Below are 22330 nucleotides of genomic sequence, written 5' to 3'. Positions count from 1 at the left end.
GTTCACCAGGGCGCTGGTCGGCCCACATGGTAGCCCTGACCGTGGTCGCACCCGAGTTCGCGCAGGACGTTCGCCTGCTCGGCGGTCTCGATACCCTCGGCGGTGACAGTCATACCCATCGTGTGGCAGGCCTCGATGACATGGCGCAGCACCCCGCCGTGCCCGGCCCCCGCGAGGAACTCGGCGGCCAGCTTGGCCTCGGTGAACGGCAGGCCGGTGAGCACGGCCAGGCTGGAGTAACCGGTGCCGAAGTCGTCCAGGGCCAGCCGGACGCCCAGGTCGCCCAGCGCCGTCAGCACCGCCCGGTACGGCAGCGCCTCGGCCGTCTCGGTGATCTCCAGCTGGAGGCGGGCCGCGGGCAGACCCGTACGGTGCAGGATGTCGGCCACGTCGGCCACCAGCCCGGGCCCGGCCAGCTGCACCGGCGACAGGTTGACGCTGATCAGCAGCTCACGATCCGCCGCCGCGCCCCGCCGGCAGGCCTGCTCGAGCAGCACGCGGCCCAACCGGCGGATCAGGCCCGTCCGCTCGGCCACCCCGATGAACTGCTGGGGCCCGGGCGCGCCGGGCCGGTTCCAGCGGGCCAGCGCCTCGACGCCGATCATCACGCCGTCCGCGAGCCGCACCAGGGGCTGGTAGTGCAGCACGAACTCGCCGCGGTCGAGGGCGGCCGGCATCTCCGCGGCGAGCCGGTGCCGGCGGCGCTCGGCGGCGGCCCGGTCGGGGTCGAAGAGCTCGGGGCCACGGCGGTCGTGCCGCGCCCAGCGCAGCGCCAGCCGGGCGTCGTGCAGCCAGCCGTCGGGATCGCTGCCCGCGACCGGACCCTCGACCAGGCCGATGCAGGCGTTGACGTGCAGGCGGTGACCGTCGATCGGGAACGGCGCGGCCAGCAGCCGGCCCGCCTGATCGGCCACCTTGATCAGGTCGTCGGGGCCGGTGGTGCCGGTGACCAGCACGGCGAACCGGTCGTCGGCCAGATGCGCCAGAACGCCCAGCGGCCGCAGCCGTCGCGCGACCGCGGCCAGCAGGCGGGCGCCCTGGTCCTGGCCCACGGTGTCGGCCAGCTCGTCGTACCGGTCGAGGCCGAGCAGCAGCAGGCCCAGCCGCTGGTCGCCGTCGAGCTCGGCCAGGGTCTTGCGCAGATGCTGCTCGTTGGGCAGACCGGTGTCGGTCCGGTGCAGCACGGCCTGCTGCAGGCGGCGCTGCAGGTCGAGCTGCACGGCCCGCCAATGGATCTTCTCGGAGCGGTTCATCTCCTCGGCCGCGCGCACGGCAGCGTCGCGCTGAGCCGCGACGAAACCGACGACCAGGCTGTCCAGCAGAGCCAGGACCCGGGCGCGGACCGGGTCGCCGCCGCCGAGCGTCGCGGGCAGGTGGGCGGCCAGCAGATGGACGGTCGTGCCGAGCACCGGGGGCGCCGACATGCGGAGATCGACCAGTTCGGCGCCGATCCGATGGCCCGGGGCGGGATCGAACGGCTCCGCCCGGACGGCCGCGACGAACTCCTCGAGCAGGTCACGCAGCGCGGCGCGGGCCCGGGCGCGGACGCCGGGGACGAAACCCGCGGCCGCGACCCCGCGCAACCAGGCGTCGGTGAGCTCGTCGAGAGTCATGACGCGGCGTCTCGTTCCCCAGCGACGTCGGGTTCCCGCGCGGCATCGCTTTTCCGGCCCAGCGCGACCAGGGCGGTCGGCTGTGGCGGGTCGCCGGCCTCGTCGGGGTCGGGCTGCCACTCGGTCGCGCTGACCACACCCGGCTCGACCAGCTCGAAGTCGGCACCGAGAAGCGCGGCCACCTGCTCCCGGGTGCGGATCACGACCGGGGTGGGCGTCTTCTCGTACAACTGCCGGGCTCGCTCCTGCGCCTCGCGACCCTCGGGTGTCGGCTCGGGGCCGAGATGGGAGACGACCAGATAGCTGCCGGAGACCAGCGGCTCACCCAGCCGGCGCAGCAGGCCCGCGGGGTCGGCCTCGTCGGGCACGAAATGCAGCACGGCCACGGTGAGCACGGCGACCGGTTCTGAGAAGTCGAACAGGTCGAGCACCTCGGGGTGGTAGAGGATGCCGTCGGGCTTGCGCAGGTCGCCCTCGATCACCCGGGCGTACGGGTTGCCGGTGAGCAGGCTGCGGCTCTGCTGCACGGCGATCGGGTCGATGTCGACATACATCACCCGGGCCTCGGGGTCGGCCTCCTGCGCCACCTCGTGCACGTTGCCCAGCGTGGGGATGCCCGAACCGATGTCGAGGAACTGCCGGACCCCCAGCTCGGTCAGCCGGCGCACCGCCCGGCCCAGAAAGGCCCGGTTGGCCCGCGCGACCAGGCGCGCGCCGGGGAACATCCGCTCGGCCCGATGCCAGAACTCCCGGTCGACGGCGAAGTTGTGCACGCCGCCCAGCGCGTAGTCGTAGACGCGCGACGCGTCCGGCACCGAGATGTCCACACCCTCCGGCACCCACCCGTACGATTCGGTCATCTTCTCCCCACTCGCCTCGGGACACAGCCTAGTGGCCACAGTGGAGTGATTGCCGAATGTCGATCTGTGCGATGCCCGATCGTGCGGTGAAACCTCGCTGGAACGCGTCCTCCGTGCAGGCGTCCTGCCCCATTCGGCTCCGGGAGCGGCGCCGGCCTGGCCCGGGGCCACGCGGCCGCCTTCCGCTCGATCGGCCCCCTAAGGATCCGGACCCGCACGCCCGAAGACGGCGTCGGCGACGTAACCGGCGATGGCCATGCTCGAGGTGGCCGCAGGCGAGGGCGCGTTCCGCACGGCGGTCACCGGGCCGAGCCGGTGGATGCGGAAGTCGTCCACCAGGCTCCCGTCACGATCAAGAGCTTGCGCCCGTACGCCGTACCCGCCCCGGACCACGTCGGCCGCCCCGATCTCCGGCACGTACAGCTGGGCCCTTCGCATGTAGGCCCGTTTCGACACCGAGCCGTGCAGCTCGTGCAGCCCGGTCCGCCAGTGCCGCGCGGCCATCCGCCACGTGCCCGGCCAGCTCATGGTGGCGGCCAGGTCGGACATCGACACTGTGCCCTCACGGGCCGCGGCCAGCACGGCGTTGGGACCGACTTCGAGCCCGCCGCCCACCCGCCGGGTGAAGTGCACGCCGAGGAACGGGTAGCGCGGATCCGGAACGGGATAGATCATGCCGCGCACCAGTTGCTCCTTGGCCGGGCGCACGCGCATGTACTCACCCCGGAACGGCACGATCCTCGGCCCGTTCGTGTCACCGGCCCGCTCGGCCAGCCGATCCCCCTGCAGGCCGGCGCAGATGATCAGGTGGTCGACCCGCTGCGCCGCCCGCCGGGACCGGACCGTGGGACCGGCCTCGACCGCGTCGACGGGAAACCCGAGCCTGACCTCCCCGCCCGCCGCCACGACGTCGTCGGCGAAGGCCCGCGCGATCGCCGCGAAGTCGGTGATCGCCGTCCGCGGGGAATACAACCCGGCCAGGCCGGCGGCGTACGGCTCGATGTCCCGGATCTCGCCCGCCCCGACCCGGCGCAACCCCGGCACCAGGTTGGCGCCGGCCCGCTCGGCCAGCGCCTCCAGCCGCGTCGTCTCCCCGCTTTCGACGGCCACGACCAGCTTCCCGCATTCGTCGTACGGGATCCGTTTCTCCTGACAGAACTCCCGCAGCAGCGCGCGTCCCCGCGTGCAGAGGGTCGCCTTGAGACTTCCCGGCGCGTAGTAGAGGCCCGCGTGCACGACGCCGGAGTTGTGCCCGGTCTGATGCCCCGCGACGTGGTCCTCCTTCTCGAACACCACCACCTTGCGGCCAGGCCTTCGCCGCGTCAGCTCCCTGGCGACGGCCAGGCCGACAATGCCGGCCCCGACGATCCCGACCACCTCGTCCCGCACGGGCCCTCCCCTCACCACCACAACCACGATCGCGACCACCGCCGCCCTCGTTTCGTCCTTCCGTCCCCGTCCGGATCGCCTTCCGACTGCTGCCGAGACGACCCTAGGCCCCCTCGAAGATCATCTGCAGTTGTCCACATTGCAGAGTTGTCCACAGGCCGGCCCCGCAAGATCAGCGAAATCGGGAAGAATGGGGGGTGGCGGTGGCCCCCTGGGAGGGCGGGCTGTGCGGGCTGTGCGGGCTGTGCGGGCTGTGCGGGCTGTGCGGGCTGTGCGGCGGGTTACGCGGTGGGGGGTTATGCGGTGGGGGCGCTACCCGAGCGGGCCGAACCGGACCGGCCGGAGCGATCAGTGACGGAACCCGGCCAGGACGACCTGATCCGCGCACTGGTCGCGTTCATGCCGTTCGTGCAGCGTTGGCACCTGCCGCTCAACCCCGAGGACATGGACGAGATCGTCTACGCCCTGCTGCTCCACTCACGATCGGCGTTGTCCTGGGATGAGATCACCGCGGCCGTGCACCACCAGATCGACGAGCACGAGGAGCAGGCTCGCCGCATGTCCGAGGCGATGGGCCGGGCCGCCGCGACCGAGGCCCATGACAACGAACAGGGCGCCTGAGCGGTCAGTGCCGCACCAGTCCCCCGACCGGCACCGGCGCGACGTGCCCGGTCGCCGGCTCGTCGCGGGCCAGGGCCAGCCCGACGTCGACGAGACCCGATCGGGCCAGCCCGGTCACCTCCGCGCGCGGCGTCCACACCGACACAGCGGTCTCCCCGTCCGGTTCGGCCCGCAACAGACCGCCGGTGACCCGTACGAGGTAGAAGACGCCCACGTTGTGATGCTCGGCCCCGGCCAGGGCCTCGGCCGCCGGGATCACTCGCGAGTCGACGCCGAGCAGCCGCGTGACCGAGCCTTCCAGGCCCGTCTCCTCGGACAGTTCGCGGGTCACCGTGTCGTACGGGTCTTCGCCGGGCTCGACCTTTCCGCCGGGCAGCGTCCAGTGGCTGCCCCGGTAGTGGGCCAGCAGCACCCGGTCGTCGTCGAGGCAAACGGCGTACGCGGCCAGGCGGAAACTCACGGGCCGAGCCTAGTTCACCGTCAGACCGCCGACGGCGTGCGGTGCAGTGCCCGGTGCACAGTGGTCAGCAGGTCGTGCGCCGTGAACGGCTTCTCGACGAAGGGGGCGGCCGGGTCGAGCTGCCCGGTCGCGTCGAGCATGCCGCTGCTGTAGCCGGACATGAAGATCACCGGCAGGGTGGGCGCGCGTTCGTGCAGCAGTTCGGCCAGGCGCGGCCCGGTCATGTCGGGCATCACGACGTCGGTGATGAGGGCGTCCACCGTGCGGTCTCCCACCACCACCAGGGCTTCGGGCCCGGTGGCGGCCGCGATCACCCGGTAGCCGGCCACGGTCAGGATCCGGGTGGCCGCACGCATCAGGGCGGGTTCGTGTTCGACGACGAGGATCGTACGGCCGTCGCCGGACGGAGGCAGAGTGCCGGTCTCGGGTGCCGTCATCACTTTCACCAGCGGCAGGTTGACGCGGAACGTGGTGCCGACGCCGGGCTCGGAGTAGACGGCGATCGTGCCGCCGGCCTCGGTCACCATGCCGTAGGCGGCGGCCAGCCCCATCCCGGCGCCCTTGCCCGCCTTGGTGGTGAAGAACGGCTCGAAGACGCGGTCGGCCACGTCGGGGGGCATGCCCGTGCCGGTGTCGGAGACGAGCAGCCGGGCCTGGTCACCGGCGATGTCGGCCTCGAGCACCAGGGTGCCGCCGTCGGGCATGGCGTCGCGGGCGTTCGTGGCCAGCTGCTCGATCACCCTCTGGAGCTGGCCGGGGTCGGCGTGCACGATCATCGGGCCCGGTCCGGGGCGGGCCACGATCGTGATGTTCTCGCCGACCAGGGGTTCCAGGCGGGCGCGGGCGTCCTCGAGGGCGACGGTGAGGTCGACGTCGACGGGCCGGCCCCCGGCGCCGCGGGTGAAGGTCTGCAGCTGGCGGGTGAGGTCCTGGGCCCGGTCGGCCGCCGCTCGGACGTGCTCGAGGTCTTCCCGTACGGCGGGTTTGTCCGCGGTCTCGTCGATCGCGAACTCGGTGTAGTTGACGATGATGCCGAGGATGTTGTTGAAGTCGTGGGCCAGCCCGCCGGCCAGTTTGCCCAGGCTTTCCATGCGCTGGACCTGGTGGGCACGGTCCTCGTCGGCGCGGCGTTCGTCGGCGGCCGCCTTGAGCGCGCTGATCTCGCGGGCGGTGACCGACACGCCGGTGACCACGCCGACGGTGTCGCGGATCGGCGCCATGTTGATCGACAGTTCCAGAGGTGAGCCGTTGCGGTGCACGCGCCGGGCTTCGTAGTGGACGCGCTCGCCGTGCCGGACACGGGCGATCATCGCCATCTGGTCGGCCGCGGCCGAGTCACCCGAGAAGATCGACATGGGCTGCCCGATGGCCGAGCCCGCGTTGTAGCCGAACAACCGCTCGGCGCCGCGGTTCCAGGCGGTGACCCGGCCCTCCAGGTTCACGCCGATGATCGCGTCGTCGGTGTGCTCGACCACTGCGGCCAGGGTGGCGCGGTGCTTCTCGGCCGCGTTGCGGGCGGCCTGCTCGCGGGCGTCGGCCTCGGAGATCCGGTGCTGCTCGCCGGGCGAGGTGAAGATCGAGCCACCCAGCAGCACCTTGTAGCTGCGGCGCAGGGTCCAGTAGTAGACGCCGACGAGCGCGGTGAACAGGTCCCAGGCGGCCGAGGGCCACTCCCAGCCGGGCTGCAGATGCCCGTGCCCGCCGTCCTGCGAGGCGCGGATGGCCATGAAGGCGTGCAGCCCATGACCCACCGCGCAACTGAAGAAGATCATCGAGGTGGTCACGGCGAGCTTGTTGCTCCACAACTGTTTCGCCCGGATCACCGGCACCAGGATGGCCGTCATGATGGACGCGTACGCGACCATGATCACCAGGTTGCCCAGGATGTAGAGCTGTTCCGGCACGATCGTCTCTTCGGCGGCCGTCCGGGGCATCTGAGCCCGGACGGGAAATTCAGCCCGTCCCGGCGATGTCGTACCCCGGGGGCGGACTCCCCGGCATGCTGGTCTCCTCCGGCCTCGACGCGTCGGCCGAGGCCGTGCGCGCCGCCGGCGGCCGCGTCGTCGAGGGGCCTTACGGGTTTCCCGGCGGCCGCCGCTTCCGTTTCGCCGACCCCAGCGGCAACGAGCTGATGGTGTGGTCCGCGAAACAGCTCAGGTGACCGCGGGGCCGGCCACGAGGGTGCCGGCCTCGGTGTCCAGCCGCGCGCTGACGCCGAGGCCGACCGCGACCTGCTCGTCGCCGTGCCCGATCGGCAGGCCGCCCAGCACCGGCACGCCCAGTGCGGTGAGCTGGTCGCGCAGCACGTCTGCGACAGGCGGGTAGCTGGGGTTCCCGCCGACGCAGTTCGTGAACTGCCCGAGCGCGATCCCGCGCACCCCGTCGAGCCAGCCGGCCCGCCGCAGGTGCACGAGCATGCGGTCCACCCGGTAGGGCTCCTCGTCCACGTCCTCCAGCAGCAGGATCGCGCCGTCGGTGTCGAGCGCGTGCCGGGTTCCGACCGTCGTCGCCAGCATGGCCAGGTTCCCGCCGAGCAGCTTTCCTTCGGCCACCCCTTCCACCCGTACGCCGTGGGTCAGCTCGCCGTCGTCCGCGACCACGGTGACCGGCTCGCTCGTGGTGACCGCGCGCCGGGCGGCCCGCACGGTGAGCGATCCGGGCCCCCGCTCGAACTGCCCCGCGGTCGGCCCATGCACCGTCACCAGTCCCGCCTCCCGCCACAGCGCCACATGCAGGGCGGTGATGTCGGAGAACCCGATGACCACCTTGGGATCGTCGCGCACCGCCGCGAAGTCGACCCGATCCACGATCCGCTGCATCCCGTAACCCCCGCGCAGGCAGAACACTCCCCGCACCTCGGGATCCCGCAGCGCCGCGTTCAGGTCGGCCAGCCGCTGGTCATCGGTGCCCGCGAAGAACAGATGCCGCCCACCGGCGTGCTCCCCCAGCCGAACCCGCAGGCCCCACCCTTCCAACGCCGCCACGGTGCCGGCCACCCGCCCGGGCTCGCTGGCCCCCGACGGCGAGAGCAACACCACCAGGTCGCCCTCGACCAGCCGTCCCGCTCTGACCATGGCCGCAGCCTACTTCCCAGCCGACCCGCGCCCATATGACCCGCTCCGCCGTCCTCGATGCCGGCCGCGCCGGACCACGCACAATGCCGTCCCCGCCGCATCCACCCTGAACGGCACACCCTGCGCCTGACCGTCCGGCTCTGCCCGCTGCGCTCGCCGTGCCGGCCGGGCTACCAGCAACGGTCATCGATGGAGTGAATCGGGACAGTACGGTTCGCTCCGGACGGCTATGGTCGGCCCATGCCGAAGGTGATCCCGGCCGAGGCGGCCGCGCTCGACGATCTGCGGGCCCGGCTGCGGGCCACTCGCTGGCCCGACATGCCCGAGGAGGCGGGCTGGGAGCTCGGCATCGACGTCGCCTGTCTGCGTGACTTGGTGGCATATTGGGCCGACGGTTTCGACTGGCGTGCGCAGGAGTCGGCGCTCGATCAATTCCCGCACGTACGGCGTAACGGCGTGCACGCGATCCACGCCCGCGGCGTCGGCCCGGCACCGTTCCCGCTGGTGCTCTGCCACGGCTGGCCCGACTCGTTCTGGCGCTACCTCAAGGTGATCCCGCTGCTCACCGACCCGGGCGGGCACGGCGGCGACCCGGCCGACGCGTTCGACGTCGTGGTCCCCGACATGCCCGGCTACGGGTATTCCGCGCGGCCCGCCCAGCCGCTCAACGCGATCGACGTGGCCGACCTGTGGGCCGCCCTGATGACCGACCTGGGCCACCGCCGGTTCGGGGCCGCGGGCGGCGACATGGGCAGCCACGTGGCGCGTTACCTGGCCCTCGACCACCCCGATCGGGTCACCGCCGTGCACCGCACCGACGTGGGCCTGCCCGTCTTCACCGGCGACCCGGCCTCGCTGAGCCGCGAGGAGCGTGAGTTCCTGCGTCACGCCGCCGAGTGGGGCGCGCGGGAGGGGGCGTACGGGATGATGCACCGCACCAAGCCGCAAACAGCCGCCGTCGGCCTCAACGACTCCCCCGCCGGCCTGGCCGCCTGGATCGTCGAGAAGATGCACGCGTGGAGCGACCCCGGGTACAGCTTCACCCGCGACGACCTCCTCACCAACGTCACTATCTACTGGCTCACCGGCACGATCGGCTCGTCGATCCGGATGTATCACGCCAACGCCGCCATCGACCCGGCCCAGCTGCAGCGCCGTGTCGAGGTCCCATCCGGTTTCACCCTGTTCGCCGGCGACGTGGTCCGCCCGCCGCACGCCTGGCTCCACCGCGTCGCCAACACGGTCCGCATCAACGAGGTCCCGCGGGGCGGGCACTTCGCTCCGTTCGAGCAGCCCGAGGCGTACGCGCGCGAGCTCCGCGATTTCTTTCGCCCCTACCGCTGAGATCCCTCGTCCGACCGGAGAATCAGTTCGTGACCGCACCCCGGATCATCCCGCCCACCATCCCGTCCGGCCGCCTCGCCGCGCGTCCGCAGCCCACGCTCACCACATCGGACGGCCTGGTCCTGCGGCCGTGGAGGACGGCCGACGCGCCCGTTTTCCTGGCCGCCTACCAGGATCCCGCCATCCAGCGGTGGCACGGCCGGATCCCGGCCTCCGAGGACGAGGTCCGGACGTGGTTCGAGCAGTACCGGGAGGGCTGGCAGCAGGAACGCGGCGCCAGCTGGGCGGTCACCCGCGACGGTGACGAGGTGCTCGGGCGGATGGCGCTGGGACAGTTCGACCTGCACGAGGGTAACGCGGTCTTCGCGTACTGGGTGCTGCCCGCCGCCCGCGGCTCCGGCGTCGCCCCGCGCGCGCTGGCCGCGGTCAGCGCGTGGGCCTTCGGCGAGGCCGGCTTCCACCGCGTGGAGCTCAGCCACTCGACCCGCAACAACGCCTCCTGCCGGGTCGCCGTCAAGGCCGGTTTCGCGCTCGAAGGCACCAAGCGCAGCGAGGCCGTGCACGCCGACGGCCTCCGCCACGACATGCACTTGCACGCCCGCATCCGCGGCGACGGGTGACGTGTCCACCCCGGTGCGCGAACGCTACGACAACGACGCGCGCACCGAGCCGGCGATGCACGGCAGCACCTGGATCGCCTGGCTGAGTACGGGCGGCCCCCGCTCGACGGCTACGGCACCTGGCAGCGCGGCACCACCACCTTCACTTACGAGCAGGTCACCCGGCACGACGTGCTCGGCCCCGGCACCGGCTGGGAGCACGTCTGCGCCGTGCTGCGGGCCCTGCCCGACCGCTTCGACCCCACGGGCGTACGCCTGATCGCCTGGTTCGACTGACCCCGGCCCCGAACGGGGCGAGGCGGCCGGACCACCGGGCCGAGGCCGGCCGCCCGGTCGGCGCGGGTTGAGCCGAGGCGGGTCAGCTGTCGTTTTCCGCCTCCTGCCGGTGCTGTTCGGCTTCGGTGTGGTGGCGCTGCGCGTGCTGGTGATGCTCGGCGGCCCGGGCCGGGTCGGTGACGGCCGCTCGCTCATGGGCCTTTTCGGCCAACTCGTGTCCCCGGGCCGCGGCCAGATGGGCCGCCACCGATCGCTCCCGGCCGTCGTCGGCGTGTCCGGCCGCCCGCTCGGCGGTCTGCGCGTCCGAACCCGAACCGCCCGGAGCGTGCAGGCGCTCCTCGATCTCGGCCACCCGTTCCCGCGCCTGGGCCGCCCGCCGGCCGGCTCGCTGCCCGCGTTCATGCGCTTCCGCGGCCAGGTCGTCCCACGTTCGCTCGTCAGGTTCCATCCCGGCACTCCCTCTCCGACCACAACTCTGGTCCACCCTAGAGCCGCGCGCGGCCCGGGCCGCCGTCCGGACCCGCTCGAACTCGACGGCGGTGAGGGGCGTGATGTGCAATGGGGTGGCGTCCCCGGGGGTGAGTAGCGGCGTCTACGGCTGATGCCGTAGACGTGCTCGTAGGCCGCGACCGCCCGCCACCCGCCGGTGTCGCGGGCGTGCAGGGTCTCGGCCATCGCAGCCGTCGCGAGGAAGACGTGGTCGCGGTCGCGCTGCTCGACGTGGCGCTGGGACCACCGGCGGTCGTCGAGCTCGTCGTGGCACCACGGCCCGTGCCCGGCCATGAACCAGCGGACGCACGTCACTGCGGCACTATGAGAGCATGGCGACCTTCGCACTGATCCACGGCGCCGGCGATGCCGGGTGGTACTGGCATCTGGTCGAGGCCGAGCTGCGCGGGCGCGGCCACGACACGGTGGCCCCCGATCTGCCGTGCGACGACGACGCGGCAGGCCTGGTCGAGTACGCCGACGCCGTCGTCCGGGCGGTCGGCGACCGTACGGGGAATCTGGTTGTCGTGGGCCAGTCGCTGGGCGGGTTCACCGCGCCGCTCGTCTGCGAGCGGGTGCCCGCCACGCTGCTCGTGCTGGTCGCGCCCATGATCCCGGCGCCCGGGGAGGCGGTCACCGACTACTTTGCGAACACCGGCTACGACGAGGAGCCGGGCGGCGACACGATCGCCGTCTTCTACCAGGACGTCCCGCCCGCCCTGGCCGCCGCGGCGGTCGAGCACGGCAGACACCAGTCCGAGGCCCGGCTGGGTGAGCCGTCACCGCTCACCACCTGGCCCGGCGTGCCGACCCGCGTGGTCCTGGGCCGCGACGACCGCTTGTTCCCGCCGCAGTATCTGCGCCGCGTCACCCACGACCGGCTCGGCATCACCCCCGACGAGATCGACAGCGGCCACACCCCGGCGCTCAGTCGCCCGCGGGAGCTGGCCGCCCTCCTCGACTCCTACGTCGAGGCCGTGGCCAGGGTGTGAAGCTTCCAGCGGCCCTTGCCGTCGTGCTTGGCCGAATACATGGCCAGGTCGGCGCGGCGCAGCAGGGAGCTGGTGTCGTCGCCGGGGGCGGCGCAGGCGATGCCGATGCTGGCGTTGGCGCAGACCGCCGTGTCCTCGAACGGCACGGCCACGCCCAGTTCGCGCAGGATCCGCTCGGCCGTGGGCGCCGCGTCCGGGCCCGCGCAGTCGTGCAGCAGCACCGCGAACTCGTCGCCGCCGAGCCGGGCCACCAGGTCACCGGCGCGCACCGCGGCGCGCAGCTTCTCGCCCACCCCGACCAGCAGCGCGTCGCCGGCCGCGTGGCCCAGGGTGTCGTTGACCGCCTTGAACCCGTCCAGGTCGATCAGCAGCACCGTCGTGGGCTCGGGCCGCGCCAGCGACTGCCCCACCTCGTCGTAGAAGTGGGTGCGGTTGGTCAGGCCGGTCAGCCCGTCGGTCTGGGCCTGCCGGCGCAGCCGGGTCTCGTGCTCGCGCAGCTCGGCCAGGGTGGCGTCGAGCTGCTCGATCAGGCGCGTGTTGTCGCGGAAGGCGGCCAGCTGGCGGCACACGACGAGCACGAAGATCAGCCCGAGCCCGGTGATCGCACCCCACAGGCGGGGGTCGGGGCCGGCGGGCAGGACGACGAGCACGGCCACGAAGGCCACGGCGATCGACCCGTACGGGAGAAGGCTGTAGGGCTTACGGCGGCGCGCGGCGAAGACGGCGGCATCGGTCTCGCGCGCCACGATCTCCTGCAGCCGCGGGCCGAGCAGCAGCAGCATCGAGGGCAGGAAGCGGACGACGTAGACGTAGGCCGGCATCGGCCCGTCGGCCCCGGGGGCCAGGAAGAACCCGAGCGTGTTGACGGCGGCCGAGACGACCATCGGCGTGGCCGCGACCCGGTGCATCGGGGCGTTGCCGCTGAGCACGAGCTTGACCGCGGCGAACCCGGAGGTGAGGATGACCGCGCCGCTGGCCAGGATGCTGACGACGTCGCCCTGGGAGTCCGGGCCGACGGCGAAGCACCAGGCCACGACGGCGCCGCCGATGAGCACGGTCGTCGCGTCGAGCCAGAACGCCACCTTCTCGCGCCCGGTGCGGCCGGGCATCGGGTGCAGCAGCATGACGACGATGAGCCCGACCACGCCCAGAGCGAACAGGGCGCTCTGGGTCGTGCCGCCGACGGTCGACCACTGGTCGTGGCCGCGCAGCGCGATGACCACCTGCGTGGTGTCGCCCACGGTGAACAGGGCCGCCGCGCCGGCCAGCACGGCCCAGAAGCGGCGGGCCGGCCCGGTGGTCAGGCGGAGGACCCGCCAGGACGTGTACGCCATCAGCACGTCCATCGGGGCCTGCAGCAGCCAGAACACCTGCACCTGCCGGTTGGCCTGCCCGGTCAGGGCGAACAACGCCACGCTCCCGGCCAGGGCCCAGAGGGCGGCCGCGAGGATGACGGGGTCACGACGGAGCGCGACGAGACCCGACCGGTGCTGCTTCACTCCGTCGCTATCGACACTCAGGGATCCGGACTGAGCGTTAGCGGCAAGCGGATCGTCACGACGGTCCCGTGGGGTTCGCGCGCCGCCGCGGTCGCCGTGCCGCCGTGGTGGTGGGCCGTCTGGGCGACGATGGCCAGCCCCAAGCCGGAGCCGGGCTGCGAGCGGGCGGCCGGGGCCCGGTAGAAGCGCTCGAACACGTGCGGCAGGTCCTCGGCGGCGATCCCGGGGCCCTGGTCGGCGACGGTAAGCTCGCACCAGTGCGGCCCGTCCGGCCGCAGCCGTACGGCCACCGTGCCGCCGGCCGGGCTCCACTTGGCCGCGTTGTCGAGCACGTTGACGACCATCCGTTCGAGCTCACCGGGCCGCCCGGTGACCGGGGCCGGCGCCACCCCGGCGTCGAACGTCACGGACGGCGCGCGCGGGCGTACCCGGGACACGGCCGCCGTGACCACCTCGGCCAGGTCGAGCGGTTCCGGGGCTTCCCGGGTGGCGTCCTCGCGGGCCAGTTCGACCAGTTCGGTGGTGAGCGTGGTGAGCTCGCGGACCTGCGCGTCGAGGTCGGCCAGCAGGGCCGCGCGTTCCTGCGGGGGCAGCCGGTGCGCCTCGGACGGGCGCCGCTCCACCTGCAGCAGCAGTTCGACGTTGGTGCGGATGCTGGTCAGCGGGGTGCGCAGCTCGTGCCCGGCGTCCTCGACCAGGGTGCGCTGGGCCCGGCGCGAGGTGTCGATGGCGGCCATCATCGTGTTCACCGAGCGGCCCAGCCGGGCGATCTCGTCGGCCCCGGTGACCTCGATCGGGCGGCTCAGGTCCATCGTCACGGCCACCTGCTCGACCGAAGCGGTGAGCCGGTCGACCGGGGTCAGCCCGGCCCGCGCGACCAGCCGGCCCAGCCAGGCCGCGCCCGCGATGCCGGCGACGCAGACCACGGCGAGCAGACCGGCCAGCATGGTCAGGGTGTGCCGGGTGCGCGTCTGGTTGATCGCGACCTGCACCGCCCCGCCGTCGTCGAGCGGCACGGTCAGCATCTGGTGGGCCGTGCCGTCGATCGTCACCTCCTGCTGCCGCGGCGGGCTCGTGCCGGCGGCGACCGCGCGGGCCTCGGCGGTCACCGGGAGCAGACCCGTCGGGCTCGCCGCGACCGAACCCGAGACGTCCAGGAACTGCCAGCGCGGGCCGAAAGGCTTGTCCGCGTACGTCGGGGTGGCCTGCCACTGGCCGGGCTGGGCGGCGATCACCCGGGCGTCGGCCGAGAGCGTCGCCTCCATCTGATGGGCCTGCAGGGCGGCCACCGTGAGCAGGGCCGCCCCGGCCATCACGACCACCGCCGCCGCCACGGCGGCCGCCACCATCACGGCCAGCCGGGTGTGCAAAGTCTTCACAGCGGGTCCTCGCGCAACACGAACCCCACACCGCGCACGGTGTGCAGCAGTCGCGGCTCGCCCAGCTTGCGGCGCAGGTAGCCCAGGTAGACGTGGATGCTGTTCGACCCCTCGCCGAAGTCGTAACCCCACACCTGCTCGAACAGCGCGGCCCGGCTGAGCACCTGTTTCGGGTGCCGCAGGAAGACCTCGAGGATGCCGAACTCCGTACGGGTGAGCTTGAGCGGTTGGTCACCCCGCCACACCTCGCGCGTCTCCGGGTCGAGGCGCACGTCGGCGTACGTGAGCAGCGGCGAGGCGCTGGCGGTCAGGCCCGAGCGCCGCAGCATCGCCCGTACCCGGGCCAGAAGTTCCTGCAACGCGAACGGCTTGACCAGGTAGTCGTCCGCGCCCGCGTCGAGCCCGGCCACCCGGTCGCCCACACTGTCGCGGGCGGTCAGCATGAGCACGGGCAGGGCCATGCCCTCGGCCCGCAGCAGCCGGCACGTCTGCAGGCCGTCGAGCACGGGCATGCTGACATCGAGGATCATCAGGTCCGGCGGCACCGTGCGGACCTGGTCGAGCGCCTGCCGCCCGTCGGCCGCGGTGTCGGCCTGGTAGCCCTCGAAGCGCAGCGTGCGCGCGAGGGAGTCGCGCACGGCCGCGTCGTCGTCGACGACCAGGACCCGCATGGTGCCTCCGCTCAGCTATCCGAGTTGGGCGCTGTCCAGGGCGGCCTGCAGCGATTCCTGGTACGCGGCGCTGGTGAACGTCGCGCCCGACACCGCGTCGATGTCGGCGCTCTGCCGGGCCAAGGTCTGCTCGAACAGCGAGGGCAGGGCACCCTTGGTGACGCCGGCATCGGCCGGGTCGTCGGCCGGGGAGACCGGCGCCTCCACCTGTGTGATCTTGCCATCGGCCACGGTGATGCGGACCTGCACGGGTCCCCACCGGGTCGGCACCGCCGAGCCGTCGTACGTCCCGCCGCTGCCGTCGGCGTCCGGGGAGCCGCTGGGCGCCGGGCCCGCGGTGGCCACGGCCTCCGGCGTCGAGGCCGGGGAGTTGGTGCTGGTGCGATAGCTGAACAGCAGCACGAGGGCGGCCACGGTGGAGAACGCCCAGAGGGTGATACGTCGCATCGGTCGGCCTCTCGTCACCAGGTGAACAGTTCGGTGTGCACCCGCGCGGCCGGCACCCCGGCGGCACGGGCGGCGGTCCGGGCCTGCACGGCCCACTCCTCGGGGCCGCAGATGTAGACGCTCGCGGCCGCGATGTCCGGCGCGAGGCCGGTCAGCTCGTCGGTGCGGTCGCCGGGCAGCCACGAGCGGCCGCGCGGGCCGGTCAGGTAGACCACGCGGACCCCGCGCTCGACGGCGTACCAGTCGAGCTCCTGCCGGAAGGCCGTGGACGCGTCATCCCGTACGCGGTAGAGAAGCGTGGCCTCCCCCGGCGCGTACGGCAGCTCGCCCAGCAGGGACAGCAGCGGGGTGATGCCGATGCCGCACGCCATCAGCACGACCGGCCCACCGGTGTAGCGCTCGCCGGTGAGTTTGCCGTAGGGGCCCTCGACGAGCACCCGGGTGCCGCGTTTGAGGGTGGCCACACGGCTGCTGCCGTCACCCGAGTCCTTGACCGTGATCCGGATCTGCTCGGCCGGGGCCGCCGACAGCGAGAACGGGTTCGACCGCGTCCAGCCGGGGCCGTCGAGGAAGCGCCAGTGAAAGAACTGCCCCGCCCGTACGGGGAGTTTCCGCAGGTCGTTGCCGTTGAAGTAGACGCTGGTGACGCCGTTGGCCTCGGGCACGACCCGGTCCACGACGATCCGGTGCCGCCGGTTGCGCAGCAGGGGCACGACCACCCGGTACGCGAGAACGGCCGCCACGGCGAGCCCCCACAGACCCCACCAGTAGGCCGTGGCCACCGGCGAACCCACGAAGTCGCTGCCCGACCACAGCTGGTGCGGCAGGGCCAGGAACGCGCCCAGGTAGGCGTACAGGTGCAGCAGATGCCACGACTCGTAGCGCAGCCGGCGCCGCGCCGCGCGGATCGAGGTCACCACGACCATGACCAGCGCGAGGGTTCCGGCCGCGGCCAGCAGGAGGCCCGGGAAGTTCACGATCATGTCCCGGAGCTGCCGGAACGGGTCGGTGCCGGCGGTGGCCGCGTAGCCCAGCGTGATCAGCACGATGTGCGCCACCATCAGCCAGAACGACGTGAAGCCGGTCCAGCGGTGCCAGCGGGCCAGCCGGTCCTGGCCGAAGGCGCGCTCGGCCAGCGGGATCCGGGCCATCAGCAGCACCTGGATCAGCAGCAGGTCGGAGGCCCACAACCCGAGGAGGCGACCGGTGGCGGAGAGCGCGCCGCCACCGGTCAGATCCTGGAGGCCGCCGTGGCCCACCCACAGCGCGGTCACGACGAGCAGACTCGCCCCGGCCAGCACCGCGACGGTGTCGGGCCACCACCGCGGGGTGTCCTCGGTCAAGGTCGTCATGCACCCCACGATGGCCGCATTAGATGAAGCCTCAAGTAAATGAGTCTAAGAGCTCCCTAAGAAACCGCCACCGGTGACCGAGTGTTATTGCCCCGGCGGCAACGCCCTCATCAGCGGACCGGGGTTGATGGCGCGACGTCACGATCGTGGCGGCCGGGCCCGGCCCGCCGAAATCTCCGCATCTCCCCCGGCGGCCACGCCGGCTACCGGTACCTGCACATCCTCGAAGTCAAGGCCTACCGGGCCAAGGCCGAGGAGCGTCACCGGCGCGTGTTCGCCGGCCCGACCGCCACCGAGGCGGACAGGCAGGAAGCGGCGGCCATCCTCGCGTTGTGGCGCGAGAAGCCGGCCCAGGGCGAAGCGCAGCTCTAGGACCGGGTGCGAGGCGCGCGCACCCCGCCCGGCCGCGACGCCGAACGCCGCAGCCGGATCGGCGCCGTGTCACCCGGCCGCGTCCGCCGGCAGCCTCCCCCCGCCGCCGGGCGCGCCGCCGGGCACTGACTCCGCCGCCAGAAGAACGACCACTTCCCCAGCCCGCGCATGCCGGCTCCTCCCCACGTGGACCACCAGTCTCGGTCACGCCCGGACCGGCCGCCCACCCGGGCTCAGCCCGCTGTCAGCTTCGGTCCCGCGTGTTCAGCTTCGAGTGATGGCGGCTGTAGAAGAAGTACAGGGCCAGGCCGAGCAGGAACCAGACGGCGAACCGCAGCCAGGTGACCGGGTCGAGGAACGTGATCAGCCAGATCGAGAAGACCACGCCCACGACGGGGATCACCGGCATGCCGGGCAGGCGGAACGTGCGGGGAATCTCGGGGCGGCGGTACCGCAGCACGACGACGGCCACGCAGACCACGACGAAGGCCAGCAGGATGCCGATGTTGGTGAGCTCGGCCGCCTCCCGGATCGGCAGGAAACCGGCGATGATCGCGGACACCACGCCGGCGATCCAGGTGACCCGGGTCGGCACCCGGCGCTCGGGGTGCAACTTGCCGAACCAGGCGGGCAGCAGGCCGTCGCGGCTCATCGAATACCAGACCCGGGTGACGCCCAGCATGAAGGTGAACATCACGGTCAGGATGCCGATGATCGCGCCGACCGCGATGACGTCGGCCAGACCGGACAACCCGACCGCGGCGAACGCCGACGAGAAGCCGCTCTCGGGGTCGATGTCCTGGTAGTTCTGCATGCCGGTCAGCACAAGCGTGGCCAGCACGTACAGCACCATCGAGATGATCAGCGAGTAGATGATGGCCTTGGGCAGGTGCCGGCGCGCGTCCTTGGACTCCTCGGCCGCGGTGCTCATCGCGTCGTATCCGAAGACGGCGAAGAACACGGTGGCCGCGCCCGTGATGGCGCCGCTCCAGCCGAACGGGAAGAACGGGTCGTAGTTCGAGCTGGTGATGTGGAAGACGCCCACCCCGACCACGAGCAGGACCACCAGCACCTTGACGATCACCACGGCGGTCTCGGCGCGGGCCGCGGCCCGGATCCCGCGATTGAGCAGATAGGCGATGAGCAGGCACAGCAGCACCGCGAAAAGGTCGACGACGTGCCCGTCGCCGGTGCCGGGCGCGCCCAGCATCCAGGCCGGCAGGTCGAGCCCCAGCTCCGACATGAGGAACGAGAAGTAGCCGCTGATGCCGATCGCCACCACCGAGACGATCGCCGTGTACTCCAACAGCAGGTCCCACCCGATGAACCACGCGACGACCTCGCCCAGCACGACATAGCCGTACGTGTAAGCCGAACCCGCCTTGGGGATCATGCCCGCGAACTCGGCGTAACTGAGCGCGGCGGCCGCGCTGGCGATACCCGCGATCAGGAACGAGAACAACACGGCGGGCCCGGCCGTCTCGTTGGCCACCGCCCCGGCCAGCGCGAAGATCCCGGCGCCGATGATGCCGCCCACACCGATGGCGGTCAGCTGCCAGAGCCCCAGCGACCTGTCGAGATCGGTGTCCCGCTCGTCGGAGACGTCGTCGATGGGTTTGCGGCGGAAAATCCCCGCCCCTCGCCCGAACCGTTGCGGTGAAACGGACATGGCGGCCTCCTCGCTCAGCGCTCCTCTCGGAGTACCACGCCCGGCCGACTTTCGCATCTACAGACTTAAATGCTTAGCTTTCGTCGCGCACGGGCAAGTCTCCCGGCAGTCAACGGGAGGCCACGTCATGCGCTATTTCCTCATCGTCCTGATCGTCCTGCTGATCCTGGGCGGCATCTTCCTGCCCATGCGGGCCCGCAAGCTGGGCCGCGACCTGCGCCGCGGCTCCAACAAGCACTGACGGCCGCACGCCCGGCCACACACGGGCGCAGACAGACGCCGGCGGGCGCTGTCGCTACGCACCCACGCCGGCCGCCGCTCGGCGCAGACATGGACGAGCGCGGCCGGCGAGGGCCGGCGCTGACGAACGTGGGTACGCCACAGCAGGCACGGGCGAAGGCGGGCAGGCACGGGCGGACGGTGGCGGGCGCGGGGCGGGCCGGCCGGTCAGCCACGAACCAGGGCGACCGCGATGAACAGGCCGTAGAACACGATGAAGCCCGCGATCAACGCGATCGTCGTGCCGGGCCCGACCGAGTGCTCCTCGTCATCCACAACCCCCCAACGACCGTGCGCGCCACAATCGACACCGATTCACCCGTACGGGGTGAAGGGCCACAGTGGTAGGACGCCCCGGCGGAGCAGGATCAGACCGGGAAGCCGCGGAACCGGGCGCAGCGGTGACCGGGCACGGCACACGCGAGAGCACGCTCGCCGCAGAAGTGGGTCGTCGGCCCGTGAGCGGCGGGTCCGGGGCGCGGCCGGCACAACAGGGCCGGGCGCGACAACAGCGGTAAGGCCCGGGCCGATCAGCGGCAGAGGCGGGCGGTCAGCTCGTCGGCCGCCGCGCGCCAGGCGACCTCCGCACGGTCGGTGATCTTTTCGAGCAGGGCCGGCACCCCGTCGACCCGGCGGCGGTCGCCCGACCAGCGCAGCAGCGTGTTGGCCGCGTGGTAGCGCACGAGATACTCGGGGTCGCGGACCGCCGCCGCGAGTGTTCGCACCAGGGCCGAGCTGGGCGGGAAGCCGGCCAGCGCGGTGGCGGCGTCGAGGCGTACGAACTCGGAGGGGGCGTCGGCCAGCACCTCGGCGATCGGTGTGGCCCAGCCCGGGTCGCCGGTCAGGGCGTGCAGCGCCTCGGCCACCCGGATGCGGAACTCGTCGGTGGCACGGATCAGGGCGGTGCGCAGGATGCTCACGGCGTCGGCGGGGGCCAGCCCGGCGGCGGCCAGGCCGGTGAACGACTGGGCCGCTACGGTGTCACCGGCAGCCAGCCCGGCCCGCAGCATGCGTTCGACCTTGCGCGGGTCACGCCGGGCGGCTTCGGTCAGGGCCTCGAACCGCGGCCCTTCGTGCCACACCACGTAGGGGTCGCCGAACATCTCGCGCCGCCACCGCTGCCACTCCGCATCCCCGTCCATCGACGGACATTATTACCACGGCTAGCTGAGAGTGGTCACATCGCCACCCGAACGGTGCCCAGTCGGCACAAATGTGAAACCGCCGCGATCACCTTTCATGATCGCGGCGGTTCGGCATGATCTTCGAGCAGAGGCGTCAGTGCGCCATGGCCTTCGGCGCGTCCGGGTCGACGGCCAGCGGGCCGGTGCGGAACAGCAGGGCCGACACCACCGCGCAGGTCAGGAACAGCCCGCACGACCACCAGAACACCGTGTGGTAGCTGGCCAGTGACGCCTCGGCCATCAGGGTGGCCGACCGGGGGTGCGAGGCGGCGTAGTCGGTGGCCGCGGTGGCCGCGAACGAGCTCAGCAGGGCCGTGCCGATCGAGCCGCCGATCTGCTGCACCGTGTTGATCATCGCCGAGGCCACGCCCGCGTCGCGGTGCTCGACGCCGCTGGTGGCGGCGTTCTGCGTGGGCGCGAACACGAGCCCGAGACCGAGACCGATCACCAGCAGGCCGGGCAGCACCCCGGAGGCGTACGTGGAGTCGAGGTCGAGCCGGGTCAGGAAGGCCATGCCGCCCGCCGCGACGAGCGCGCCCAGCGGTACCAGCGGGCGCGGGCCGATCCTGGGCGTCAGCATCGAGCCGGCAGTGGTGGCCGACAGCATGATCGAGCCGAGCATCGGCAGGAAGGCCAGGCCGGTCTGCACGGGCGTGAAGCCGAGGTTGCCGACCAGGTAGTAGGTCAGGAACAGGAAGATGCCGAACATGCCCATGCCGGAGATGCTGATCGCCGCGTACGAGCCGCCGCGGTTGCGGTCGAGCACGACGCGCAGCGGCAGCAGCGGGTTGGTCACCCGCAGTTCGATCACCACGAAGGCGACCAGCAGCACCACACCGCCGATCATCGGCACCAGGGCGGTGGCCGAGGACCAGCCGTCGGTCTCCACCTTGCCCAGGCCGAAGACGAGCCCGACCAGACCGGCGACCGACGTGATCACGCCCGGGACGTCGATCCGGGCCCGCGCCCCGACCGGCTCGTCGGTCAGTTTGAGCAGGGCGCCGGCCACGGCGACGGCCGCGATGACCAGGTTGACGAACAGGCACCAGCGCCACGAGGCGTACTCGGTCAGCACGCCGCCCAGCAGCAGGCCGACCGCGCCGCCCGCGCCCGAGATGGCGCCGAAGATGCCGAAGGCCTTGCCGCGCTCGGCGGGCTCGGTGAACGTGGTCGACAGCAGCGACAGCGCGGCCGGGGCCAGCGCCGCGCCGAAGGCGCCCTGCAGCGCGCGGGCGATGATCAGCATCTCGAGGCCGTCGGCGGCGCCACCCAGGGCCGAGGCCAGGGCGAAGCCGACCAGGCCGATGAGGAACATGCGCTTGCGGCCGAAGAAGTCCGACAGGCGTCCGCCCAGCAGCAGCAGGGAGCCGAAGGCGAGCGCGTACGCCGTGACGACCCACTGCCGGGAGGCGTCGGAGAAGGCGAGGTCGGCCTGGGCCGTGGGCAGCGCGATGTTCACGATGGTCGCGTCGAGCACGACCATGAGCTGGGCCATAGCCAGCACGACGAGCGCCCACCAGCGCCCGCTCGATGCCGGGGGCGCGGCCGGAGGATGCTCCGGACGGGCCTGGGTGTCGGTGGTCATCCGTAACCTTCCACGTACGCGGGTTCGAGTCACATCCCGCATCGGCAGAGGGCCACGCGTTCATAAGCCACCTATCGACGAAAGCTACCGATCGGCAACCGGACCGCCCCGAAGAGCGTGCCGGCCCTGAAGGCCGCGACGTACGGGCCGGGCCG

The 22330-nt window shown here is 72.4% G+C and carries 21 protein-coding genes; 6 read left to right on the top strand and 15 right to left on the bottom strand.

Annotation, left to right across the window (positions count from 1 at the left end):
• Positions 1–2 precede the first annotated feature (2 nt).
• The 3 genes from BKA14_RS07015 to lhgD all read right to left on the bottom strand — a co-directional run bounded on the left by BKA14_RS07015 (position 3) and on the right by lhgD (position 3862).
• Positions 3–1613, bottom strand: coding sequence for a putative bifunctional diguanylate cyclase/phosphodiesterase (locus BKA14_RS07015; protein WP_184950093.1), 1611 nt, complete (start codon positions 1611–1613; stop codon positions 3–5).
• Positions 1610–2473 carry an SAM-dependent methyltransferase gene (locus tag BKA14_RS07010; protein ID WP_184950092.1) on the bottom strand — a complete coding sequence of 288 codons (864 nt, stop codon included), beginning with the start codon at positions 2471–2473 and terminating at the stop codon, positions 1610–1612. The genes BKA14_RS07015 and BKA14_RS07010 overlap by 4 nt, the downstream gene beginning before the upstream one ends.
• Before the next feature lie 198 nt (positions 2474–2671).
• Positions 2672–3862, bottom strand: coding sequence for an L-2-hydroxyglutarate dehydrogenase (gene lhgD / locus BKA14_RS07005; protein WP_184950091.1), 1191 nt, complete (start codon positions 3860–3862; stop codon positions 2672–2674).
• A gap of 351 nt (positions 3863–4213) precedes the next feature.
• On the opposite strand from lhgD, the gene BKA14_RS07000 reads away from it, so the two are divergent.
• Positions 4214–4483, top strand: coding sequence for a hypothetical protein (locus BKA14_RS07000; RefSeq protein ID WP_184950090.1), 270 nt, complete (start codon positions 4214–4216; stop codon positions 4481–4483).
• Positions 4484–4487: 4 nt separating this feature from the next.
• Here the strand turns inward: BKA14_RS07000 and BKA14_RS06995 are convergent, their stop codons facing one another.
• On the bottom strand, positions 4488–4943 hold the full coding sequence (locus BKA14_RS06995; RefSeq protein ID WP_184950089.1) for an NUDIX hydrolase: 456 nt from the start codon (positions 4941–4943) through the stop codon (positions 4488–4490).
• A gap of 20 nt (positions 4944–4963) precedes the next feature.
• Positions 4964–6877 carry a hybrid sensor histidine kinase/response regulator gene (locus BKA14_RS06990; protein WP_184950088.1) on the bottom strand — a complete coding sequence of 638 codons (1914 nt, stop codon included), beginning with the start codon at positions 6875–6877 and terminating at the stop codon, positions 4964–4966.
• Between the two features lie 35 nt (positions 6878–6912).
• Between BKA14_RS06990 and BKA14_RS06985 the strand changes: the two genes are divergently transcribed.
• Positions 6913–7104: a VOC family protein gene (locus tag BKA14_RS06985; protein ID WP_203721959.1), complete on the top strand. Its 192-nt coding sequence runs from the start codon at positions 6913–6915 to the stop codon at positions 7102–7104.
• Here the strand turns inward: BKA14_RS06985 and BKA14_RS06980 are convergent.
• A complete protein-coding gene (locus BKA14_RS06980; RefSeq protein WP_184950087.1) occupies positions 7097–8017 on the bottom strand; it encodes a S66 peptidase family protein in 921 nt (306 codons plus the stop codon). The two genes, BKA14_RS06985 and BKA14_RS06980, sit on opposite strands and share 8 nt — an antisense overlap.
• A gap of 240 nt (positions 8018–8257) precedes the next feature.
• On the opposite strand from BKA14_RS06980, the gene BKA14_RS06975 reads away from it, so the two are divergent.
• Entirely contained in the window at positions 8258–9361 is a 1104-nt protein-coding gene (locus BKA14_RS06975) for an epoxide hydrolase family protein (protein ID WP_184950086.1), read from the top strand.
• 29 nt (positions 9362–9390) lie between these two features.
• A complete protein-coding gene (locus BKA14_RS06970; RefSeq protein ID WP_203721960.1) occupies positions 9391–9981 on the top strand; it encodes a GNAT family N-acetyltransferase in 591 nt (196 codons plus the stop codon).
• Between the two features lie 358 nt (positions 9982–10339).
• On the opposite strand, the gene BKA14_RS06965 is transcribed toward BKA14_RS06970, so the two are convergent.
• Entirely contained in the window at positions 10340–10705 is a 366-nt protein-coding gene (locus BKA14_RS06965; protein WP_184950085.1) for a hypothetical protein, read from the bottom strand.
• A gap of 373 nt (positions 10706–11078) precedes the next feature.
• Between BKA14_RS06965 and BKA14_RS06960 the strand changes: the two genes are divergently transcribed.
• Positions 11079–11738 (top strand): alpha/beta fold hydrolase, encoded by a 660-nt coding sequence (locus tag BKA14_RS06960; protein WP_184950084.1) that lies wholly within the window; start codon positions 11079–11081, stop codon positions 11736–11738.
• On the opposite strand, the gene BKA14_RS06955 is transcribed toward BKA14_RS06960, so the two are convergent.
• The 5 genes from BKA14_RS06955 to BKA14_RS06935 are packed head-to-tail and all read right to left on the bottom strand — an operon-like array spanning position 11711 to position 17086.
• Entirely contained in the window at positions 11711–13237 is a 1527-nt protein-coding gene (locus BKA14_RS06955; protein WP_239092420.1) for a GGDEF domain-containing protein, read from the bottom strand. The two genes, BKA14_RS06960 and BKA14_RS06955, sit on opposite strands and share 28 nt — an antisense overlap.
• A 17-nt stretch (positions 13238–13254) precedes the next feature.
• Positions 13255–14616, bottom strand: coding sequence for a HAMP domain-containing sensor histidine kinase (locus tag BKA14_RS06950; RefSeq protein WP_239092421.1), 1362 nt, complete (start codon positions 14614–14616; stop codon positions 13255–13257).
• Positions 14613–15287 (bottom strand): response regulator transcription factor, encoded by a 675-nt coding sequence (locus BKA14_RS06945; RefSeq protein ID WP_184950083.1) that lies wholly within the window; start codon positions 15285–15287, stop codon positions 14613–14615. Before BKA14_RS06945 ends, BKA14_RS06950 begins: the two co-directional genes overlap by 4 nt.
• 15 nt (positions 15288–15302) lie before the next feature.
• Positions 15303–15734 carry an FMN-binding protein gene (locus BKA14_RS06940; protein ID WP_184950082.1) on the bottom strand — a complete coding sequence of 144 codons (432 nt, stop codon included), beginning with the start codon at positions 15732–15734 and terminating at the stop codon, positions 15303–15305.
• 14 nt (positions 15735–15748) lie between these two features.
• Complete coding sequence (locus BKA14_RS06935; protein WP_184950081.1) at positions 15749–17086, bottom strand: ferredoxin reductase family protein; 1338 nt, start codon at positions 17084–17086, stop codon at positions 15749–15751.
• A gap of 81 nt (positions 17087–17167) precedes the next feature.
• Between BKA14_RS06935 and BKA14_RS06930 the strand changes: the two genes are divergently transcribed.
• Positions 17168–17458 (top strand): hypothetical protein, encoded by a 291-nt coding sequence (locus BKA14_RS06930; protein ID WP_184950080.1) that lies wholly within the window; start codon positions 17168–17170, stop codon positions 17456–17458.
• 244 nt (positions 17459–17702) lie between these two features.
• Here the strand turns inward: BKA14_RS06930 and BKA14_RS06925 are convergent, their stop codons facing one another.
• The 3 genes from BKA14_RS06925 to BKA14_RS06915 all read right to left on the bottom strand — a co-directional run bounded on the left by BKA14_RS06925 (position 17703) and on the right by BKA14_RS06915 (position 22175).
• Positions 17703–19127 (bottom strand): amino acid permease, encoded by a 1425-nt coding sequence (locus BKA14_RS06925; RefSeq protein ID WP_184950079.1) that lies wholly within the window; start codon positions 19125–19127, stop codon positions 17703–17705.
• Between the two features lie 809 nt (positions 19128–19936).
• Positions 19937–20548, bottom strand: a complete 612-nt coding sequence (locus BKA14_RS06920; RefSeq protein ID WP_184950078.1) for a HEAT repeat domain-containing protein — start codon at positions 20546–20548, stop codon at positions 19937–19939.
• Positions 20549–20684: 136 nt separating this feature from the next.
• Positions 20685–22175, bottom strand: a complete 1491-nt coding sequence (locus tag BKA14_RS06915; protein WP_184950077.1) for a DHA2 family efflux MFS transporter permease subunit — start codon at positions 22173–22175, stop codon at positions 20685–20687.
• Positions 22176–22330: the final 155 nt, after the last annotated feature.

Source organism: Paractinoplanes abujensis (assembly GCF_014204895.1).
GTDB lineage: Bacteria > Actinomycetota > Actinomycetes > Mycobacteriales > Micromonosporaceae > Actinoplanes > Actinoplanes abujensis.
Note: the sequence above shows the minus strand (reverse complement) of the source record. Positions and strands in the feature narration are given on the sequence as shown.

What these genes read in the sequence shown, in the direction of transcription:
- BKA14_RS07015 (WP_184950093.1), bottom strand. Translation starts at nt 1,613, where the DNA reads ATGACTCTCGACGAGCTCACCGACGCCTGGTTGCGCGGGGTCGCGGCC.
- BKA14_RS07010 (WP_184950092.1), bottom strand. Translation starts at nt 2,473, where the DNA reads ATGACCGAATCGTACGGGTGGGTGCCGGAGGGTGTGGACATCTCGGTG.
- BKA14_RS06990 (WP_184950088.1), bottom strand. Translation starts at nt 6,877, where the DNA reads ATGCCCCGGACGGCCGCCGAAGAGACGATCGTGCCGGAACAGCTCTAC.
- BKA14_RS06985 (WP_203721959.1), top strand. Translation starts at nt 6,913, where the DNA reads ATGTCGTACCCCGGGGGCGGACTCCCCGGCATGCTGGTCTCCTCCGGC.
- BKA14_RS06980 (WP_184950087.1), bottom strand. Translation starts at nt 8,017, where the DNA reads ATGGTCAGAGCGGGACGGCTGGTCGAGGGCGACCTGGTGGTGTTGCTC.
- BKA14_RS06975 (WP_184950086.1), top strand. Translation starts at nt 8,258, where the DNA reads ATGCCGAAGGTGATCCCGGCCGAGGCGGCCGCGCTCGACGATCTGCGG.
- BKA14_RS06965 (WP_184950085.1), bottom strand. Translation starts at nt 10,705, where the DNA reads ATGGAACCTGACGAGCGAACGTGGGACGACCTGGCCGCGGAAGCGCAT.
- BKA14_RS06960 (WP_184950084.1), top strand. Translation starts at nt 11,079, where the DNA reads ATGGCGACCTTCGCACTGATCCACGGCGCCGGCGATGCCGGGTGGTAC.
- BKA14_RS06945 (WP_184950083.1), bottom strand. Translation starts at nt 15,287, where the DNA reads ATGCGGGTCCTGGTCGTCGACGACGACGCGGCCGTGCGCGACTCCCTC.
- BKA14_RS06940 (WP_184950082.1), bottom strand. Translation starts at nt 15,734, where the DNA reads ATGCGACGTATCACCCTCTGGGCGTTCTCCACCGTGGCCGCCCTCGTG.
- BKA14_RS06935 (WP_184950081.1), bottom strand. Translation starts at nt 17,086, where the DNA reads ATGACGACCTTGACCGAGGACACCCCGCGGTGGTGGCCCGACACCGTC.
- BKA14_RS06925 (WP_184950079.1), bottom strand. Translation starts at nt 19,127, where the DNA reads ATGTCCGTTTCACCGCAACGGTTCGGGCGAGGGGCGGGGATTTTCCGC.
- BKA14_RS06920 (WP_184950078.1), bottom strand. Translation starts at nt 20,548, where the DNA reads ATGGACGGGGATGCGGAGTGGCAGCGGTGGCGGCGCGAGATGTTCGGC.
- BKA14_RS06915 (WP_184950077.1), bottom strand. Translation starts at nt 22,175, where the DNA reads ATGACCACCGACACCCAGGCCCGTCCGGAGCATCCTCCGGCCGCGCCC.